The sequence below is a fragment of the Labrenzia sp. PO1 genome (assembly GCF_012273635.1).
GTDB classification, from domain to species: Bacteria; Pseudomonadota; Alphaproteobacteria; order Rhizobiales; family Stappiaceae; genus Roseibium; species Roseibium algicola.
The window spans coordinates 1-20,523 of sequence record NZ_JAAXCR010000005.1 but is presented as its reverse complement, the minus strand read 5'-3'; the positions used below and the strand labels follow the sequence as shown (position 1 = coordinate 20,523).

General features: G+C 57.6%; 17 protein-coding genes. 11 read left to right on the top strand and 6 right to left on the bottom strand.

The window, feature by feature from the left end; genetic code table 11:
* Nucleotide 1 precedes the first annotated feature (1 nt).
* The 4 genes from HCG46_RS23555 to HCG46_RS23540 form a co-directional block, all read right to left on the bottom strand.
* Entirely contained in the window at nt 2-880 is an 879-nt protein-coding gene (locus tag HCG46_RS23555) for a carbohydrate ABC transporter permease (protein ID WP_023001274.1), read from the bottom strand.
* Complete coding sequence (locus HCG46_RS23550; protein WP_075283502.1) at nt 880-1,911, bottom strand: sugar ABC transporter permease; 1,032 nt, start codon at nt 1,909-1,911, stop codon at nt 880-882. Before HCG46_RS23550 ends, HCG46_RS23555 begins: the two co-directional genes overlap by 1 nt.
* Before the next feature lie 65 nt (nt 1,912-1,976).
* On the bottom strand, nt 1,977-3,212 hold the full coding sequence (locus HCG46_RS23545) for an extracellular solute-binding protein (protein ID WP_152507955.1): 1,236 nt from the start codon (nt 3,210-3,212) through the stop codon (nt 1,977-1,979).
* 64 nt (nt 3,213-3,276) lie between these two features.
* Nucleotides 3,277-4,461 carry an ester cyclase gene (locus HCG46_RS23540; protein WP_168687584.1) on the bottom strand — a complete coding sequence of 395 codons (1,185 nt, stop codon included), beginning with the start codon at nt 4,459-4,461 and terminating at the stop codon, nt 3,277-3,279.
* A gap of 207 nt (nt 4,462-4,668) precedes the next feature.
* On the opposite strand from HCG46_RS23540, the gene HCG46_RS23535 reads away from it, so the two are divergent.
* Nucleotides 4,669-4,809, top strand: a complete 141-nt coding sequence (locus HCG46_RS23535; protein ID WP_168687583.1) for a hypothetical protein — start codon at nt 4,669-4,671, stop codon at nt 4,807-4,809.
* Nucleotides 4,802-6,181 carry an amidase gene (locus tag HCG46_RS23530; RefSeq protein ID WP_168687582.1) on the top strand — a complete coding sequence of 460 codons (1,380 nt, stop codon included), beginning with the start codon at nt 4,802-4,804 and terminating at the stop codon, nt 6,179-6,181. Before HCG46_RS23535 ends, HCG46_RS23530 begins: the two co-directional genes overlap by 8 nt.
* Here HCG46_RS23530 and hisD read toward each other — a convergent pair.
* Entirely contained in the window at nt 6,172-7,455 is a 1,284-nt protein-coding gene (hisD, locus tag HCG46_RS23525; protein ID WP_023001268.1) for a histidinol dehydrogenase, read from the bottom strand. The two genes, HCG46_RS23530 and hisD, sit on opposite strands and share 10 nt — an antisense overlap.
* Before the next feature lie 524 nt (nt 7,456-7,979).
* On the opposite strand from hisD, the gene HCG46_RS23520 reads away from it, so the two are divergent.
* From HCG46_RS23520 to HCG46_RS23485, 8 genes are all read left to right on the top strand, one after another.
* Complete coding sequence (locus tag HCG46_RS23520; protein WP_168687581.1) at nt 7,980-9,008, top strand: hypothetical protein; 1,029 nt, start codon at nt 7,980-7,982, stop codon at nt 9,006-9,008.
* Between the two features lie 235 nt (nt 9,009-9,243).
* A complete protein-coding gene (locus HCG46_RS23515; RefSeq protein ID WP_353621836.1) occupies nt 9,244-11,910 on the top strand; it encodes an AAA family ATPase in 2,667 nt (888 codons plus the stop codon).
* Nucleotides 11,911-12,159: 249 nt separating this feature from the next.
* Nucleotides 12,160-13,227, top strand: a complete 1,068-nt coding sequence (locus HCG46_RS23510) for a serine hydrolase domain-containing protein (protein ID WP_168687579.1) — start codon at nt 12,160-12,162, stop codon at nt 13,225-13,227.
* Nucleotides 13,228-13,346: 119 nt separating this feature from the next.
* Nucleotides 13,347-14,279 (top strand): hypothetical protein, encoded by a 933-nt coding sequence (locus tag HCG46_RS23505; RefSeq protein WP_168687578.1) that lies wholly within the window; start codon nt 13,347-13,349, stop codon nt 14,277-14,279.
* A gap of 315 nt (nt 14,280-14,594) precedes the next feature.
* A complete protein-coding gene (locus HCG46_RS23500) occupies nt 14,595-15,368 on the top strand; it encodes a prephenate dehydrogenase (RefSeq protein ID WP_152507962.1) in 774 nt (257 codons plus the stop codon).
* A gap of 485 nt (nt 15,369-15,853) precedes the next feature.
* Nucleotides 15,854-16,807 carry a homocysteine S-methyltransferase family protein gene (locus tag HCG46_RS23495; RefSeq protein ID WP_168687577.1) on the top strand — a complete coding sequence of 318 codons (954 nt, stop codon included), beginning with the start codon at nt 15,854-15,856 and terminating at the stop codon, nt 16,805-16,807.
* 18 nt (nt 16,808-16,825) lie between these two features.
* Complete coding sequence (locus tag HCG46_RS23490) at nt 16,826-17,113, top strand: DUF1127 domain-containing protein (RefSeq protein WP_075283510.1); 288 nt, start codon at nt 16,826-16,828, stop codon at nt 17,111-17,113.
* Nucleotides 17,114-17,115: 2 nt separating this feature from the next.
* A complete protein-coding gene (locus HCG46_RS23485; RefSeq protein WP_168687811.1) occupies nt 17,116-17,733 on the top strand; it encodes a GNAT family N-acetyltransferase in 618 nt (205 codons plus the stop codon).
* 30 nt (nt 17,734-17,763) lie between these two features.
* Here the strand turns inward: HCG46_RS23485 and HCG46_RS23480 are convergent, their stop codons facing one another.
* Nucleotides 17,764-18,867: a hypothetical protein gene (locus tag HCG46_RS23480; RefSeq protein WP_168687576.1), complete on the bottom strand. Its 1,104-nt coding sequence runs from the start codon at nt 18,865-18,867 to the stop codon at nt 17,764-17,766.
* A 435-nt stretch (nt 18,868-19,302) separates the two neighbouring features.
* Here HCG46_RS23480 and HCG46_RS23475 point away from each other — a divergent pair.
* Nucleotides 19,303-20,523: VCBS domain-containing protein (locus HCG46_RS23475; RefSeq protein ID WP_205838661.1), on the top strand; the 1,221-nt coding region annotated here is incomplete at its 3' end.

Here is a 20,523-nt window from a genome sequence, read left to right as displayed (position 1 = left end):
ACTATCCCTTGACGGCGCCTGCGGTCAGCCCGCTGACAATCTGGCGTTGGAAGAACATCACGAGGATGAAAAGCGGTACGGTGGCGCTCACGGTTGCGGCAACCGCATACATGATAGTGCCTTCGGTCTGGATGGTTCCAAGGAACGAATTGATCTTCGGAACCATGGTCTGGTTTTCCTGGGACAGCAGCAGCGCGGTCACCGAGAAATCGTTGTAGGCCAGAAGGAAACTGAACAGGCCGGTGGTGATTACGCCTGGCCACATCACCGGCATGATCGCCAGCCGGAACGCCTGGAAGCGGGTGCAACCGTCAACCATCGCGCTTTCATCCAGATCTTTCGGGATCGACTTGAAGAAGCTGTGCAGCATCCAGATCGTGAAGGGCTGGTTGATGGCCACCAGGACGATGATCGCTGTCGGCAGATAGCCCCAGATGTTGAGCTGGAAGAACGGCAGCAGGAAGCCGGAAACCAGCGTGATGTGCGGCATGGCCCGGAAGACCAGCGCGGCGATCAGGATCCAGAAGGTGTAGTTGCGGCTCGAACGGGAAAGCGCATAGCCGCCGAGTGTTCCGAACAAGAGCGAGATGGAGGTCACGCAGATGGTAACGATCGTGGTGTTCCAGACCGAGTGGTAGAACTCTCGCTCGATCCAGGCGCCACGATAACCATCGAGTGTCAGCGCCTCGCCTGTCTGGCGCACGGTCGCGGGCCCCGTGATGGCGTTCCAGAAGGAGACCCGGCTGAAGAAGTCAGCCTGGACCTTGAACGAGCCCCACACAGTCCAGATGAAGGGGAAGGCCGCAACGATCAGCCACACAACCAGGATGACCCCGGTGAAGATGGCGAGCGGGCGGGAATAGCCGATGGATCTGGTCATCACCGGGCCTTTCTCTTGAAGTCGCGCCAGGTTCGCACGAGCACCGGGCTGAGCAGGATGATCACGCCGATCATGGTCAGGATCGAGGTGGCTGCGGCCGAGCCGAAAAGCTGGTTCACCTGTCCTGTCAGGTCGTTGTAGATCAGCCAGGAGAGCGAGGTTGCGTTGGCCTCCGACGAGAAACCGATGATCGGTTCGAACACGCGGAAATTGTCCATCAGCAGAACAAGGCCGACGAAGGTCGCCAGCGGCGTCAGGTGAGGCATCACCACGTATCGGATGCGTTCCCAGCGGTTGGCACCGTCGATCATGGCAGATTCCAGCGTGTCCATCGGCAGGGTCTGCAGACCGGCATAGAAGACCACGAAGGCGAAGGGCGCCATATGCCACGTTCCGTAGGTGATGAGCGTGAGCCACGACAGCACTGGGCTGGCCTTCAGCGACAGTTCCGGATCGTTGAACAGCCACTGGAGTGTCGCCCCGATGATGCCGTCGGAGTTGATCATCCAGAACAGGATGAGGGAGCCCAGAAGGGGTGTCACGATGTAGGGCAGCAGCGACAGGAAGATGATCGGCCCGCGAAACAGCCTGGGCACACTGTTGACGCCGAGAGCGACGGCAAAGCCGGCAATCATGGCAAGCGGTGTCACCAGGAAGGTGTAGACCAGGGTGAAGGACAGCGCCTTGTAAAAGGGCAGATTGTAGATCCTGGTAACGACATCGACAAAACCGTTGCTGCTTTCCAGGATCTCGGCGATCTCTTCAACCGCCAGGTGGGACCGATTGAGATAGGTGCCAAAGGCGTTGAAGCGCCCGAGTGGCTCTTCTTCGCGCAGGACCCGGGTTGCCTCGGTGTCGACCTTGGTTTCGTCGGTGCAGCCGAACGGGCCGCAGTTTTCCACGGTCACGAGAACCTGTTCATGCTCGACGAACATGGACTGCACGAAAACGGACACGATCGGCAACGCAATGAACAAGAGCATGGCGAGTGCCGATGGCCATATGAACGCTGCAAAATCACGGTGGCGCATAAAGTCTCCCCCGAAAAGGATACACCCCTGTCATCGACATGACAGGGGTGTGGCAAAGGGCAGTATCAGTTGAGGAAGCCGGCTTCCTTGGCCGCGGCGCGGTAGGCTGCTTCCACGTCGTTCAACGCCTGTTCGGCACTTTCGCGCCCCTGAAGGAAATCTGAAAGCTCCGCTCCGAGTGCCGTATGCAGAAGCCCCATGTAGGGTGACATCGGGTAGGCTTTCGCCCCGAGCTTCGCGTTTTCAAGGATCGCTTTTGCCGAGGCGGGAGGAGAGAAATCCGCAATCAGCCAGGCAGCTGCGGACGGATTGTCCTGGGCAACCTGAGGCCGGATACCGTGCATCATCGCCTGGAAGGAAGCTGCGGCATCTTCGTCGGAGATGTTCTTGGCGATGGTGAAGCCGTCCCACCAGAGCGCAGCGGCCGGTGTGGTGCCGCCACCGACGGTCGGTGCGGGCGCGAGAATGGTGGCTTCCCCGATTTCCGGTGCCGGGCCATTGGGGTCGATGTGACCGTTCACCATGGACGCCCACTGGTTGATGATCGCGACTTCACCCGAAAGGTACATCGCCTTGATTTCATCGGACGTGAAGGTCAGGAACTCGGGTTCCATGTATTCGGAAAGTTCCTTCATCAGCGCCAGGGTCTTCAGACCCTCCTCGCCGCTTATGGCCGGCTCTGCGCTGCCCGGCTCGAAGAAGGTGCCGCCAAGGCCCAGGTAGGTGTTGACGAACTCGTTGCCGAGATACCATCCGGCCTGGTCTGCCGCGGCCAGCGGGTATTCCAGAATGCCCTTCTCCCGGATCACCTTGGCAGCCTCGATGACCTCTTCAAGCGACGTCGGCTGTTCGAGGCCGGCTTCCTTCAGGATGTCGCCGCGAATGTAGAGGTTCTGGCCGTTGGCCATGAAGGCGATTGCCATGACCTTTCCGTCGACCTTGATGAGCTGCGTTGGCTGAAGCTGCTGGCCGTATTTCTCGACCAGCTCGTCCAGTGGGCGGATGAGGCCGTCGTTCATGAGCGGAACGATGGAATTGTTGGCAACCATCGCCACCGTGTACTGCGCCGGGTTGACCGTGAGCGCGGGCACCTGAAGTGCCTTGTGCTCGGTCGTCATGTTGGCTTCCACGGTGACGCCGTCTCCCGCGCAGGCTTCCGCTTCCTTGATAACGGTTCCGAGGGCATCGAAGTCGTTTGCAAGGATCTTGACGTTGCCACCCTCGATGCCGCACCCGGCGTGTGCCGTCCCGGCCCCGAGAACGAGTGCAAGCGCACTCACGGCTAGCTTCAATTTGCTCATCTCATTCTCCATTGGAAGAATGCCCGATTGCCCCGGGCTATTTCTCTTTGTTCTTGACGTTATTTCAGGCTTCGGCGGCCTCCACCGCGGAAGCCTTGTCAGCAAGCTGCGCCAGCTTGATCTGAACCAGCAGGGACAGTTCGTCATAGACCGTCCATTCGTCGACGATCTTGCCGTCCTTGTAGTGATAGTGCGACATGCCCATCAGACGCAGATGCTTGCCGGTGGGCGCACCAAGACTTTCCAGAATGCCGTAGCCGAGGTGATGACCCTCGAGTATCCAGCGAACGGCGACTTTCGTGCCGCCTTCGACGCAGGGCGTGGAACAGATGTGCTGCGGAGCGTAGACCGCATCCGGCATGCTGCCCACGAGGCCGAGCGTCTGATGAGAGACCGACGCGGTGCCGTAGAGCTCTTTCATCAGCGGCCCATGGTACATGGCGGTCGGTGCATAGACCTCGCGGATGCGGCCGAACATCTTGCGATTGAAGATGTCATGCAGGAACTGAAGCGTTTCGCGTTCCAGATCTGTGTTGGCGATGTCCAGATCGGCCTTTTCCGCCGGCGGATACTGACCCTGAAGGAGGCCGACCTCGCCGATGTCGAGCTGCGTGAGGCCCTGGCTCAGTTTCGTTTCGGCGATCTTGCCCGCATAAGCGTCGACGTCGAGGCCGAGTTGGCGTACGACCGCCATCTGGTCGGAAACCACCCATTCGCGGTAGATCTTGTTGCGATGGATCATGCAGTCGGCGACCGTGCGGGACACGAAGGAGCGGCCGTTGGCCGGACCGTAATGGCCGTTCTGCGTATAGCGCCCAGAGCCGGTTACCAGGTGAGAAGTGTAATAGCCGTCCTTGTCGTCGCCGTTCCAGATGACATGGGTTGCCATGCCGCGGCGTTCGGGCAGGGAGACGAGCCTCTGGATGGTGTCGCGCACCACGTCCTCACGATTGTAGATCGTGCCCATCGGCAGGTAGAGGACGATGTTATGCGTGTAGTGCGAATAGATAAGGCCTACGTCGCGCTCATCCCAGATCTTGTGCGTGCAGCGGACAATATAGTCGACGATATCGGAATAACAGGGGTCGAAACCCTCCATGCCCTGAACCGGGGCGCGCCCCTCCGGGACCAGGTCGGTGAAATCGGCGCGCTCGACTTGCATGACATTGCCGTTGTGCGGCGCGTCGTTCACGCGTGGAGCGGATTTCACGTCCTTTGCCTTTGGGGTGGAGACTTCCTGCGTTCCCATTTCATCGTACCTTTTAGCGAAGCTGTTTCGCGCATCTTGCAGAATTTTGCATACGCTTGCATTTTGATATTGCCAAACATGTTCAGTCCGATCAATAAAAATCTGCATACCTATGCAAAATGAAATTATCACGGTTGAAAATCACTCCCGGAGGACGTGCGCTTGCCGCACCGGAACGACCGGAAGACGACGACAGGAGAACGGCCGATGACCCTGACCGAATACAAGAAGCGCCTCACGGATCTGGGGCTGGCTGTTCCCGAGGCGGATCTGAAAGCATCCGTTGCACAGGCGCAGCGCCTGGCCGAACAGGCGCGGGCCCTGAAGGATGACCGCGACCATGGATGATGTTCTGGACAGCCCCTTGCGCCGTCAACAGGAGCTGATCGCGACCGGCCAGGTGTCGGCGTGCGAGATCGCGTCGGCTCTGGTTGCCCGCATCGAACGGCGGGACGGTGCCATTCGTTCAGTTGTGCATCTGTCGCCGGATGCTGTTGCCGAGGCGTCTCGCTGGGACAATGTTCTGCCGGACGACCGGCCGCCGTTGGCCGGGCTCTGCTTCGGTGTGAAGGACATCATTGATGTGCATGGCCAGCCGACACGCTGCGGGTCGCATGCCCATCCGCACGCTCCCGGTCAGGCCGGGCACATTGATGCTGCCAGCGTCGCGGCGCTCAGGCAGGCCGGCATGGTGCCGCTGGCCAAGCTCGCAACCTATGAATATGCGCTGACTGGCCCCGCCTTCGACCAGCCCAACCCGCCGGCCCGCAATCCCTGGGACACCAGCGCGATCACCGGCGGCTCCTCGTCGGGCTCCGCCGCGGCCGTTTCGGCCGGGCTTATGCGCGTTGCACTCGGGACGGACACCGGCGGGTCGATCCGTGCACCTGCGGCCTATTGCGGTGTGGTTGGGTTGAAGCCGACCACTGGCCTGGTTTCAGCATCCGGGTGTTTTCCTTTGTCGCAGAGCCTCGATGTCATTGGCCCCCTCGCCGCCTGCGTCGAAGACGCTGCCGTCATTCTGGAGGCGCTCGCCCCTGCGAGCCGTGCTGCAGCTGACATCGGGCAGGAGCTTACGGGACTTCGCATCGCCTACGCCCGCGACTGGTTCGTTGATGATCCTGCGGCGGATCCTGACCTTGTCCAAGCCATGGACGACACCGCCGCGCTCCTTTCCTTGCTCGGTGCCAGAATAGAGCTGGTGACGCTGCCGCCCTATCAAAGGCTCGAGGACGCGGCCACTGTCATCCTGCAGGCGGAGGCGCTTCAGAACCATTTGGTGGGTCTGCGCAACCGGTTCGATGCCTATGGTAAGGACGCGCGCCGGAACCTTCTGACCGGAGCTGTTCTGGACGAACAGGACGTCGTGCATGCCCGTGGCATTGCGCATCGTTTCAGGCAGGAGGTCGACGTATTGCTGGCGCAGCACAGCGCACTTCTCGTACCGACCACGCTCGGCACCGCACCGAAGTTCACCGCCTTTGCCGACGGCGCGGTCTGGACGGCAATGCGCACCATGCCATTTAACATGTCAGGGCATCCGGCGATTTCGCTTCCCTGCGGGTTCGGCGCGAACGGCTTGCCGCTCGGCTGCCAGCTTGTCGGCGGGTTCGGTCAGGAAGCGTTGCTCTGCCGGCTCGCTTACCAGCTCGAACAATCCAGCAACCATTCGGCCCGGCCCGCGATCGGGGCCGAGCCGGTATCGCTGGATTATCCCTGAAGTCGGTCGAGGCGCAGTTGCGCCGCGCGGCGGTGGCCTTCAAGACCTTCTGAGGCGGACTGGCGGACTGCCGGCGGCGCGACCTCGCGGATGCCGTCCTCGTCCATCCACTGATGGGTTACGGTCTTGATGTATGACCCTACCCAAAGCCCGCCGGTGTAACGTCCGGCGCCCATGGTCGGCAGCGTGTGGTTGGTGCCGCAGCACTTGTCGGAATAGACGACGCTGGCGTTGGGACCGATGAAGAGCGAGCCGTAGTGCTTCAGCTTCCTGGCGAAGGTCTTGGCATCCTCGGTGTGCACCTGCAGGTGTTCGGCGGCGACGATGTCCGAATAGGCGATCATTGTCGCCTCGTCCGGGCAGACGGAAATCTCGCCGTAGTCTTTCCAGGCCTGGCCGGCGGTGGCTGCCGTCGACAGGCTTTTCAGCTGAACGTCCACTTCTCTCAGGACCGCTTCCGCAAGGTCTGCGTTTGTGGTGATGAGGCCCACCCGGGTTCTGGTGTCGTGCTCGGCCTGTGCCAGAAGATCGGTGGCGATCATCTCAGCGTCGCCGGTGTGATCGGCGAGTATGAAGATCTCCGATGGACCGGCGAGCTGGTCGATCCCGACAGGGCCGAAGACCTGACGCTTGGCTTCATTGACGAAGGCGTTGCCTGGGCCGACAATCTTGTCGACAGGTGGAACGGACTGCGTGCCGAGTGCCATTGCAGCGATTGCCTGCGCCCCACCGATCCGGAAAATCCGGTCGGCGCCGGAAAGGTGGCAGCCCGCAATCATCGCTTCATGGGCGTTCGGCGGAAGGCAGGCGATGATTTCGCCGACACCGGCCACCTTCGCCGGGACGATCGACATGATCGGCGCGGACAGGAGCGGGTAGCGGCCACCAGGGACGTAGCAACCGACCCGGTCGAGCGGAATGTTGCGGTGCCCGAGGTGAACACCTGGCCGGATCTCGACTTCCAGATCCTGCAAGGTTCCGAACTGGGCCCTGGCGAACATGCGCACGTTGGAGATTGCGAACTCGGTGTCTTCGCGTGTCTGCGGGTCCAGCCTTTCGACTGCTGCCTCACGTTCTTCAGCGGTGACTTCGAACCGGTCGAGCGCCGCCTTGTCGAATTTCTCAGAATAGTCACGGACGGCAGCATCACCTTCTGCGGCAACCCGCTTGAGCACTTCTGCGACCAGTGTTTCGACGCTGGCATTGTCGGCAACCGCATCGCGTGCCGGGGATTTCACAAAACGGATGGTGTCCGGGATGGGTAGTCTCGTCATTTGTCTCTCTCAGGTCCCTGCGGCGCAATAGGCCGGCCACACACCGCAGATCGTGGCCGAAAGCTGAAACATCACAGGAAACATCCGGATCGGGAGCGTGATCGGTGTTTCCCGGCAGCCGGTCCGGTAGAGCGCTGCGAGCGCGTCTCGGTAATGAGAGGTGGCGCATCGTGACCGTTGAATTCCTCTTGTCGATCGTGGATCGAACAACGGTGCCGGTGCGCGCCCTCCTCCCAACTGCATACGTTTGCAATACTGCCGCCAAGCATCCATTGCAAGCAAATTTGCATACGAATGCATTTCAGAGGGAAAACGCTCGTTGCGAGCTGCGCGTTTTGTGCGCAGGTGACGATGGGAGGACCATCGGCAGGATATGCGGAGGGCTGTCTGTGTCGGATTTCTGATCGATGACGTCTGAAACGCAAAACCACGGCCGGTGGCTACAACTTGGCTGTCTCTTCGGTTAGTAATCGCAACCATCAGAATCTGTTCGAAAACCGGACAGAATTCCACAGGGCTTCAGAATGTTTCAGGTTGATGGCGGCCGGATAACCGACCCCGACGTGCTTGTTGCGGCTGACCTCGTTCGGGCCGTCGAAGGGACTGACCGGCTTGTGGTCCAGTTCAGCAATCCGGAGGCCTGCAAGGTTGCGACGCTTCAGGCATTGAACGAGGCCTGCCGTCTGGCAGGTGACCGGTTGACCGTCCGGTTTTACCAGCACGACGATGAAGGCTTTGACGCGCGCTGCCTGAACCATTTGCCGGATGTCGTAAACCTGGCTCTCGATTGTCTGGATCGCATCTCGCACGTTGAAGCAATCAGCGAGTTACCGAAGTTGGAGCGACTGCATTTCGGAGTGTTGGACTTTGACCAGCCTCAGTTCCTGGAAACCTTGAACCTGCGGCAACTCCGAAGTTTGACTGTCGCCGCCAACCGGAAAAGAAACCTCGATCTTGCCCCGCTTGCCGACGCGGTGAACCTGCAGGACCTGTTCGTTCAAGGTCACTGGAAGGGCATTGAGGTCATCAGCCACTTGCCCGATCTGGCAACCTTGTCATTGAGTTCGTTTGCCGGGAAACATCGCCTCGACTTCGTTTCCTCCATTGCAACCCTCAAAAAGTTCACCCTGATCCTGGGTAGCCGGGCCAACCTGGGCGACTTGTCACACCAGACACTCGAGAAACTGCGAATTTTAAGAGTATCCGGACTAGGCACACTGGGTGACCTTGGAAGGTTTCCCGCGCTGTCAGCCTTGCAGGTTCATGATCAACTCAAACTGGTTGAAGTGGACCTGAGACATGTCGGTCTGGAATGGCTGAGCTTGTTCAACTGCAAGAACCTGAGAACACTCCCGGGCCTCGAATTGCAGGATCGTCTTCAGGAATTTGAAGCATGTCGCGTCGGACTGGATCTGGATAGCCTGCGCGACAGAACGTGGCCGGCCACGACACGTGCCGTCCGGTTGATCTCCACACGTGAGAAATGGAATGTGGAAGCAGAAAAGAAGCTTGCCGAACGGAAGCTCAGCAGCGAGGTCAGCAGGTGGATCTGACAAGGTGCATCTGGTCTTCTCTCCGGGCAGCGAGGCAGGCCCGAGATCATTCCTTGCCTCTTCCGATGGAGAACATTTTCCTGCGAAGGTCGCATTGGTGAAACGCTGTGCAAATCGCCCCTTTCGAAGGCGTTTCGATCGGTAAATCAAGAAAGAGCGTCACAACCATTTATTGAGAATTGCCGTAGCGTCCACTCTTCCATAGATTTGTTTCCAGGTCCGAAACCGTCTTTTTTTGGTTGGTTTGTTGCTACTTGAACGCGAAGAGCAATTGCAAATATTGGATGAGGTTCGCCTTTCCATTTCCAGGTCGGGTGGACGGATCGTATTCGTTGCCGGGGAAGCCGGGATAGGAAAGTCGTCTCTGATTGCGGATTTCCTGAGCAGCCTCGGGCCCGAAACCAGGAAGGTCATCGGTCTTTGCGATCCTTTGATCACGCCGCGCCCGCTCGGGCCGATACGAGATATTGCAGCAGGTCTTTCCGGATCGACGCAGATCCGCGATGAGGAAGCCATGCTTTTTGGCGGCCTGGTGGAGCATTTGTCGTCTTTGCGAGAACCGGTGGTATTGGTGATCGAGGACCTGCACTGGGCGGACGATCGCACACTGGACTGGTTGAAGTTCATTGGCCGCAGGATCGCGATGCTGCCGTTGCTGCTGGTTTGCAGTTATCGTGATGACCAGTTGGCGGGTTACCATCCGCTTCGCTCAGCCATGGGCGAAATCGTACCGGCCCGAAAGAAGCAGATAAATCTCGCTCCTTTGTCTCTGGACGCGGTGCAGACGCTTGTCGGGTCAACCCGCCTGGCTCCCAACCGTCTCCTGGACATCACGGGCGGTAATCCCTTCTTCCTGACCGAATTGTTGGCTCAGTCAGCAGACGGCAGCAAGGTTCCCCAGACCATCGGGGATGCGGTCGATGCGCGTCTTGCAGGATTGCCGCAGGACGTCGTGCGGCTACTGGAATATGTGTCTTGCTGGCCCGGTGCAATTCCGTCAGGCATTCTCCTGGCTTTGCCACTGCCCGATGGCTACGGCACCCTGACGCAGGCTATCGAGAAAGGTCTGCTGATTGAAAGCGGCGGAAGGCTCTCCTTTCGTCATGAGATTGCGCGGATTGCCATCTACGATCGGCTCAGTCATCCAAGGCGGGTCGAAGCGCACAGGTGCTTCCTGGATCATCTTTGCAACCGGGAAGACGGAGCGCAGCCTCTCGACATGATCGTGCATCACGCCCGCGGAGCCGAACATGAGCAGCTATTGCTGCGTTATGCACCGCTTGCCGCAGACAATGCGGCAAGTCTCGGAGCCCATCGCGAGGCCGCCCGCTTTCTTGAACATGTCTTGCCGCTGGCGGACAGCCTGGACCTCGAGCAGGCCGCCGAAATCTGCGAACGTTGGGCCTATGAGGCAGGCCTGTCGCTTGGCATCGACGCAGACGTCATTTCCAACCGCCGCAAGGCGGTGGAGCTCTGGCGCAAGGCCGGAAATGAAAACCGGGTGGGAGAAAACCTGAGATGGTTGTCCCGGCTCCACTGGTACAGGGGAGAAGCCGAGGAAGCCAAGAGGTACATCGAGGAAGCAATCGAAGTCCTGGAAAACAACGCCTCGGCCACCGAATGGGCGAAGGCGAAGGCATACGCCCTTCGCGCCCAGTATCACATGCTTCAAGACGAGATGAGTGAGGCGGTGACGTGGGGGCGTCGGGCCTTGACCTTTGCGCAGGCTGTCGAAGACGTTGAAACCTGCACGCATGCACTTAACACGGTCGGTTCAGCCATGCTGTTCCGAGGGGATCCGGAAGGGGAGATGCTGTTACGTGAGAGCCTGCGGATCTCGCTGGAAAACGGGTTCGATGAGCAGGCAGCGCGGGTTTATACAAATCTCTCCGAATGCCTCATAGAAATGCGTGCCCTCGACCGGGCTGAAGATCTGATCGATGCCGGGATCCGTTTTGACAGTGCTCACGATCTTGACGCCTGGACCTATTACCTGATTGGTCGAAAGGCACAGCTTCGGCTGGAACAGGGACGTTTTGACGAGGCAGTCACGATCGCACGCGGGGTCCTGGGACAGGAAAACCAGACCCTGCTCATGCGGATGCCCGCGCAGATCGTCCTCGCCCGCTCCCTTCTGCGCCTCGGTGATGCGGCCGCCGGAGAGGCTTTGCAGCAGGCACTCGTTTCAGCGGAAAAGATCGGCGAACCCCAGTACCTGACGGTTTTGAAGATCGCGGAAATCGAGCAGTCCGTGCTGGCTGGGACTTCAGAAACCGCAGCGCAGGCCTGGGACTGGCTCTGCAGCCTCGATCCCAGGCTCCTGAGCCCGAGAAAGCTGGGCGAAGCGATGTTCTGGGCCCGGATTGCGGAATTGCCGCTGAAGTCCACTTCCGCCCCTGTTCTTCCGGAGCCTGTTCGCCTGCTTCTCGAAGGGAAGGCCGAAAAAGCCGGATTGGCGTTTCAGATGGAAAGTTCGGATTATCTGGCAGCCTGGTCGTTTGCCGCCACCGGAAAAGCTGAACGGCTTCAGGAGGCCGATGAATTGTTCCGGTCCATGGGGGCGATGGCGGCCCGTCGCTGGTTGCGCTCTCGTGAAGGGGTATCCGGCCTTCCGCCGCTGCAGCGCGGACCTTACAAGAGTTCGCGCAACCATCCTTACGGTCTCACCGCAAAGGAGCAGACAGTGCTCCGACTTCTTGTCGAGGGAAACAGCAATGCGGCAATTGCCGAAACGCTGAGCCGGTCTCGCAGAACCATTGAAAACCATGTTTCATCGATCCTCTCCAAGCTGCAGGCAAAGGACAGGGTGGAGGTCCTTTTGCGTTCACAGAGCGAACCCTGGATCGTTGTGGCGGAAGACGAGACCGACGTGGAAATTGAGTATTCTTCGCACGAAAATTAGGTGCACCCACCCATGATCCGTTTGGCCATCGGCCGTAGTGTTTCCGTGAGCTAACGCGTCTCAGGAAACGGATTTCGTGTCATGTTCAAACCTTTTTTAGTATCCCTTATCGCGATGGGCCTGCCGATTGCCGCCAGTGCTTGTGATCTTCCGGCGGAGAGACCCTCTTTTACCGAAGTTCAGGAAAAACCGGACTTTGATACCGCGACGTTCGCAGCGTTGGTCGCTCAAGCGATTGGGGACCGGTACATGGGGTACGCGGTCACGTTGCGCGGCGAAAACGGTCGCATCATTGCCCAGGTCAACCACGGCTACGCCCGCACTCCTTGCGAGAGTGGTGGCGAGCAGCGCTTCAACGGCCGCACCGAGGCCGCGATTGGCTCTGTCTCGAAAGTTCTGACGGCGGCAACGGTTATTAACCGAGCCGAGACACTCCAAAGCGTCTCGCTTGACGACCGGTTTCAGGATTACCTTCCCAGACGCTGGCAGGGCGAGCTAGACACCTCCCTGCAACCCGTTACGCTTCGGAATCTCCTGCAGCATCGCGCTGGGTTCGCCAAGTCCGGAAAAACAATCTGGGATCATGCGTTCACGTTGCAGGAACGCTATCAGCTTGGCGCTGAAACCTACATCGTCAGAGCGCAGAACATCGCAACAGGCGCGAATGCCTGCGTGCCTGAACCCGTGACGAAACGGTGTTACGCGAACACGTCCTTTGCGCTCTGGAATGTCAGCGCCGATTCCCTTGTGCCGACGAAATGGGCGCAGATCGAGGACGGGTTTGCCCCCGGCGAGATAACATATGACAGTTATCTCCAGGTTCATGCGTACAATCGGTACCGGGATATCGTTGAAAAGACCCTGTTCGAGCCGGTTGGTGTGACGGGCGGCTGCAATACTTTCTCCGATCCGGCGCGAGGCGCTCTCTATTACAACGGACCGATGGATGAGGCCGGTACGGATCGCACCGAAGTCGGCAAGCCGTGTGCTATCGGAGGCTGGTTTCTGTCAACGAGAGCCCTCTCGAAGGTCGTTCATCGCATCGTTTCGACGCGCGAAGTTGTCAACGACAATCACGAGCTGATGTTTTCCGCAGATGATGACCGGCTCGTTTTTGCAAGCCGTCCAAGAACCAACGATGGGCGGGCCGTATCCCACAACGGAAGCCGTTGGGGCGGACAGGCGACTGCTGAGGTGGTTGTCTTTCCGAATGGCTTTGTCGCGGCAGCAATCGCGAACTCCCGCCCGGCAAATGAAGGCGTGGGACTGAGGAAGGCGCTGATCGATGGCTACAACGCAGCGCGTGGGCCGTCGTAAGAACTATTAGCTCAACTATGCTCCAAATGAATAAGTATAAAAGATCTGCATTGGCATAAATGCAAGTATAGAAAAGTTCTAAATGGTATAAATAAAGAGATAATTGAACAGGAAAGACAATGAATCTATTCGACTTTCCCAGTGCGATAATTGCCACCATCTCACAAGCGATTTCAAAAGGGATCAAAGATCCTTCCAATCTCGCTGACCTGGTTTTCTACTGGCACCATCCCGAGTTGCGCGGTTCGGGGATCAGAAAAGGCATGAACAACTACGATGAACTGTCAAAGGAATGGCTGAGCTATTATGACTTGTTTGCCAGGGAATATGGTCCCGTCGCCCCGAAATCCGGTGGCAACTCCGACAGGACTTCGTGGCGACCTTACGAAAAATCGAACATCGATGGCATCGGTTTCATCAGTTCCGACATCAAGGCCTGGGCGTCACGACCACCGAAACACAAACGTGAGGTAGCGGCTTTTGTCAGTAACAAGATGGATGGTGACCGGGCACGGCTTTTTATCATCTGGAAGACAAATGATCCGAGGAGCCACTGTAAATTCCACAATGTGTCCGAAAACGGTTCGATCCACTACTGGACCGAACAGCCACTCGATTACAATACGATCAGGCAAGACCACAAGCTTGAGGTCAATTGGATCACATACCTGGGGAACGACGCCGGCGTTAAAGGTATTGCGTTGATGAATTTCGGCCTGAACGTCATCATTTTCGAAAAAACATTAAAGAACGGCGTGTGCCTCTCGCTGGCGCGCAGTGCTGCGAAAAGGGCTCTGGCTGAAGAAGCCAAACAAACGTACGAGCTTATGCAATCGGTCGTAGGTGGGACGAGTGGTGCCAAGATGGCAAAACCGAAAAATTTTGGTGACTTGGCCTGGCACTCGTTTGGCGCCCAGGTGAAAAATGTCGTTGAGAACAGGTTTCCTCGATCCGTGTCGCCAAACGTTGGATCCCTTCATGGCATACGTTTCAATGACGAAATCAAGGACGGCAGCGGCAAGGTTATCGGTTGGGTAAACTACTTCGACTAAGGGACACTGAATTCATCTTCGCTGGGCCGGCTGCGTTGGGTGGCGCGCTGGAAACGGTTGTTTGAATTGCCATGTTATCGGCCACTTACCTGTACGGTCAACACAAGTTGCCATATTGAGATGATCGCGCCGCATTGACTTGTCCCACCGGGCTTGCTAGCTCAAGAGCATGAGCAACGTCCTGCACAACACTGCGAACTATTATTATCCGCCAAGTTAGCGGAGGGACTTTGCTGTCTGTTTACCGCTGCATCGCCAGCGGTTGTGACTCGGTATACAGCTCTTGGCCTTGCAGCCAATTCGCCGAGTTAAGCCATGACTGTTTTCCAAGCTGCAATATGTAAACCACATCGCTCTCTCACCCTGGGCCTTATCGGTTACGGGGCGTTCGGGCGATTGATCGCCGAGCATCTTTCTTCTCATGTCGAACTGCTGATCCATGATCCGCGTTATGATGGCAGTGCGGACCTTGCCGAGGTCGCCGCCTGCCGGATCGTGGTGGTCGCTGTTCCGGTAGCTTGTATGGAAGAAACACTGCGTGCAATAGCGCCGCATCTGAGGCCGAATACGCTGGTGCTGGATGTCGGTTCGGTAAAGGTCGAGCCCGCTCGTCTGATGCTGGAGTTGCTGCCACCACATGTCGAAATCCTTGCGACCCATCCGCTTTTCGGACCGCAAAGCGCTCGCAACGGATTGCAGGGACTGAAAATCGCGCTGTGCCCTCTGAAAGGCCGAAGCTACAAACGTGTTGCCGCCTTTCTCAAGGTGGCCCTTGGGCTGGATGTGTTCGAAACAACACCGGATGCACATGATCGCGATGCCGCGCTGTCCCAGGGCCTTACCCACTTGATTGCCAAGGTGCTGGTGAAGATGGGGCCGCTTCCCCGGATGACCACCACCCGAAGCTTCGACCTTCTCAACGAGGCTATCGAAATGGTTCGCCACGATCCGCCGGAGCTTTTCGATGCGATCGAGGGGCTGAACCCCTACGCTTCGGGCGTGCGCCGGCGTTTCTTCGACCTTGCCTCGGAGCTTGATGATGAACTGCGCACGGCGCCGCATTTGCCCGGCCCGGCTGCCCTGTCATGAACCGGGCCCTCTAACGGGCTCCGTTCCGTTCGATAATCAACGCCGCAGTCAGTCAAACCCGCCTGACTGCGGACAAGACCAAGCCGGCTGCGCCTTTTGGAAATAGCGCCGGCTCGTTATTCAGCCTCCGCAAGTTCCGGCCAGCACCCCCCTTGCCGGTTGCTTGTGTCTTTGGCCGATACCCCGAAAGTCACGCGTTAGATGCGTTGATCGGTTCAATGCCTTCTCTTGGCCATTGTCCCCTCGCGGCAATTCCCCTTCGCAAATGGTCAGTTTCTCGAAGATGAACGTCCACCTCATTCGGTGTGACGGCCGTCATACGTGAAAGTTCCTTGGCCAGCTATCTAAGGTCAGGTCGTCGTTTGATTGGGTAGCCAAGCATCGCGCGGCAAAATTACTGAAATCAACAAAATAAATGTTGCTCTGCGGCGGAAGGAAAAACGCAACGCAGTACGCAAATCATTTGAGCCAAGAGAATACCGAAGATGGAACTTTACAAGTACCGTAATAAACTGCCGCAGATCGGTGACGCCTGCCTGCTCACCGATGGTGGCCTCGAAACAACTCTGATTTTTCATGATGGCATCGACCTGCCACTGTTTGCTTCCTTTCATGCCTTGAAAGAAGCAGAAGGCCGCGCTGCCCTTCGCCGTTACTACGAACGCTACGCCCGTATCGCGAATGCGCAGGGCACGGGCTTCATTCTCGACAGCGCGACTTGGCGCGCCAGCCGTGACTGGGGTGACCGTCTTGGCTATTCGGCCGAAGAATTGAAGCATGCAAACCAGGACGCAGTTGCAATGCTTTTCGAACTGCGTGCCGAGTTCGAAGGTGAACATCCCTTTGTCATCAGCGGCAATATGGGTCCTCGGGGAGATGGCTACGCGCCCGAAACCATGATGTCCTCTGCCGAGTCCGAGGATTATCACGCTGTTCAGGTCGCCACGCTGGATGCGGCAGGGGTCGATATGATCAGCGCGATCACCATGACCCATGCCGGCGAAGCCATGGGCATAGCGCGGGCCTGTGCGAAACGGGACGTGCCCTTGGCTCTTGCCTTCACCGTTGAGACCGATGGGCACCTGCCGACAGGCCAACCCCTGAAGGACGCAATCGCCGAGCTCGATGCCGACTGCCCGCCCGCCTACTACATGATCAATTGCGCCCACCCGGATCACTTCCGGCACATCCTGGAAGAAGGAGCGGACTGGACCCGGCGAATTCGGGGCCTGCGCGCGAATGCTTCGCGGTTGAGCCACGCCGAGCTGGATGAAGCTGAAGAGCTGGATGACGGCAATCCGCAGGAACTTGGCAGGGACTATGCCAACCTCCTGTCGGTCCTGCCGAACCTGCGGGTCTTCGGTGGCTGCTGTGGTACCGACCACCGGCATGTCGACGCAATCGGGCAGACCTGCCTCCACCAGCCCCTTAGGGCGTAAGGAACGGGGAGTATCACAATGACCGTTTCGACCATGGTTGGCAGGATTGCCTGTCGCAGGAACGCGATCGGGATTCTGGAACGTTGGCGCAGAGCCAGGAAGAACCGCATCCTGATCCAGACACTGGAGAGAATGTCGGACCATGAACTGCGCGACATCGGATTGAACCGTGACAGCGTGCGCCATGTGATCCGTAACGGTGACACCCGGGCGCTGCATCACCTGAGGCCCGCTCCAGCTGTCGTGCTGGATGCGGCGAAGGGGGATGGCATGTGCAATGAGGTCAACGCGGGAGAAGTGAAGTGAAAATGTCGGTCCAATCGAAAGGCGAAACACGGAGCGAACAGATCCGTCCGGCCACGACGGCAGACGCACGTGAAATCGCCTCGCTTTTCCTGATGTCCTCAGATGGACTTGCTTCTTACATCTGGTCTCGCGTCGGGGTTCCCGGCGCGGACCTCCTGGAGGTTGGGGCATCGAGGTATTCGCGGGAAAACACGGCGTTTTCCTATCAGAATTGCCACATGGTTGAGATTGGCGGCCAGGTGGTGGCCATGCTGCATGCCTTCAAGATGGAGAGTGACGAGACACCCGAGACCGATCCAGTCCTCAGGCCCTACTCCGAGTTGGAAGATCCAGGCTCGTTGTATGTTTCCGGCGTGGCTGTCCGTCCGGAATTTCGCCGTCGCGGGTACGCGCGAAAGCTGATGATCCTTGCCGACCGTCTTGCAGCCGCGCAAGGTCTCACGCGAGTTTCACTCATCTGCTTCGACAGGAATGTGCCGGCACTTCGTCTCTATGCGTCACTGGGCTTTCGCGAGATGGATCGTCGAGCCATCGTACCGCATCCAAGCCTGCACTACTCTGACGGCCATGCTCTTTTGCTTGTACGAGAGTGCACTGCCAGGGAGCAGGTGGAGGATTGATCTTCACCTGTGCCCTGGAAGCCCGGGCTGTCATTCGAAGACCTTGAACCGCTCGTAGACCTGGAACAGCTGTTTTTGTGAGTTGACGGCCATCTTTGTCATCGCAGACTTCAGCTGTTTTCGAACGGTATCCTGCTGAACACCCTTGACCCGGGAGTAGTCTGACAGAGGCTGCAGCGCTATGACAGCGGCAATGGCTGCGCTCTCGCTTCCACTCAGTCCAAAAAACTGGCTGATACGGTCGAGCGTACGCGGAGAGAGAATGTCCTGCGGATTGAGCACCACGATCTTGTAGGTCACCCAGCGTGCCGGTTCCAGTCGTCCGTCAACGAAACGGGGGAGCGGGTTGAACACCTGCACGGCGTAGGTCGTGTTGGTTTTGCTATCGAGAAGACGCACCAGTGGCGCTTCCCCGTTTCGAACGCGCCGATGAACCGCGTCCAGCTTCTTTTGTTCTCTTGGATTGCGGCAGACCAGTCTGCCATTTTGAATCCTCACGAAACCCAGGTCGAGGATATCCTGCGCGATTTGGTTGACGTATTCAGTCTCGCCATTGGCAAGCATGATGACGCCATGGGTTTGTGCATCGTTGGACGACCTGTGAACGAGTTCCCGTTCACCGGTTTCCATGCGCAGCTGCCGAAGTTGAAGCGCCTTCCTGGCATGGACAACGAGCCTCGAAAAATCCTCCATTACCTCTTTGGAGAAGGTCCCGTCTTTGCGCACGCTTGTAACACCGAACCAGCCTAGTCGACCGTCAACGGTGATATTACTGCCCATGATCCTGTTCACGTCGTATCGCGGAAACAGATCGTGATGGATCGGACTGGAGCGTAAACCTTCCTTTGTATTGAACTGATCGTCCGTCATGACAGCCCCTACAGGTGATTTCGTTATGAGTTTTAAGCGGTAATCGATGTTGACATAGTGCTGGTGGTATTCATCGAGAAAACTCGGATCCATATTGGCGGTGAAATTAAGTTCAATCGAAGAGTTATCCTTCCCAAGAAGACATAAATGAGATTGAGCCGCGCCAAGGTAAGTAATTATTTTTGAAAGAGTTTCTGAAAACAACCTCTCCGTTTCTACGCTCTCATATAACTCTGCGATAAGCTTCTCGAGTTGCTCGGACATTGCTAAAACACAACATTCTGACAGTAAAAAAATATGAAGAATGGCACTGCAAAAACTATGCAATCGTATACACAACTCTAAGGGGAGGCAATAACGTATTCCGTGAGGAATTATTTTTCTCGCGTGCCAAAAAAATTAACAAATGGTTAATTAGGGTGCAAATGTTGACCATACGTCATTTTAACACCCCTCAACGCATTGAAACTCTAAAGCTTTCTCCGAAGTGTTGTTTACGCTGCGTATTTTCTGCGGCGTCGTCTGAAGGCAAGGTTAACAAACTTCTTGGTTAACGCAGCCCCCATTTGGGGAATGGCTCAAATTGAAACAGTCTGCCAAGTCTGCTCGTGCATTTCAGCAAGGGTGATTTTTACACCCATTCTTTAATCACCGGTTGTCCCTCTCGGGCAGCCGGTGGAGCTAGTCAGGAATGGATTAATGCCTAATAACATCAATCTGTCGGAATTTTTCGACTCCATCCGCGCCACTCTGGCGGACATCAAGAACAGCACTTCCACGATCAGCGACGTTGACGTTGTCGGTACTTACATCGAAGAAGACGGCAGCGATCCGACCCCGGACGTCTCCAGCATCAATTTCGTGAATGGGACGACCGGTGCCGATGTGCCGCTCGAAGGAACATCTGGTCTTGATCTCGTGCTTGCCAGAAGCGGAAACGACATGCTTGTCGGTTACGGCAGCATCGACATCCTGCTCGGCAGCGACGACGTTGATACAATTGATTATTCTTACCTGAACAGCACAGAAAACGGCATCTTCATCGACCTTCGCAGCGGTATCGCCGTGAGCAAGGGCGGCGATATCGATCTGCTGTCGTCCATCGAAAATGCCATCGGCACGGTCAATGACGATGTCATGCTCGGCAACGGCCTGAACAACATCTTCTTCGGCAACGGCGGCAGCGATATCATTGACGGCCGTGGCGGCTCCAAGGACGTTGCCCAGTTTGCGGGCAAGGCTGAAGATTACGACATCAAGACCAACGAAGACGGTTCCGTCAGCATCACCAACGGCACCGGCACGACCACCCTTTACAACATCGAACTGGTTCAGTTCGGCGAAGGCAGTGAAGTCGGTGACATCCATCTCTTCAGTGTCACGGATGGCGCACTCGTCGCTCATAACGATGCGATCGACGTCACCGAAACCACCGGCGACGACGAAGCGGAAGTTGCAGCGACATTCAACGTTCTCGGCAACGACGACGAAATCGGCGAAACCGGTGGCCAGGTCATCACCCAGCTGGCTTTCAAAACGGCTGGTGGCTCGATTGTCAACGTTGATGCCGTCGCTGATTCAGATGGCATGCTGGAGGTCGAAGGCAAATACGGCACCTTGTTGCTGAACGTCGAAACTGGCGAAGCCAGCTACGTCTATTCCGAAGAAGCAAACCGCCTCGCCGATGGCCAGGTGGGTGTCGATACCTTCGTTTATCAGGTTGTCGGTGGCGACAAGGCCGAATTCAAGGTCACTGTTACCGGTAGCAACGATGCTCCGACGATCGGCGGCGATCTCTCGTTGAACTTTCTGCCCATCGTTGAATGGCCGGGTGCGGAAGACGAAGGTTACGTCCATACCCGCGGCGGTGTGTTCGAGATCAACGATCCCGATACGGTCGTCAATCCGGACAATTTTGAA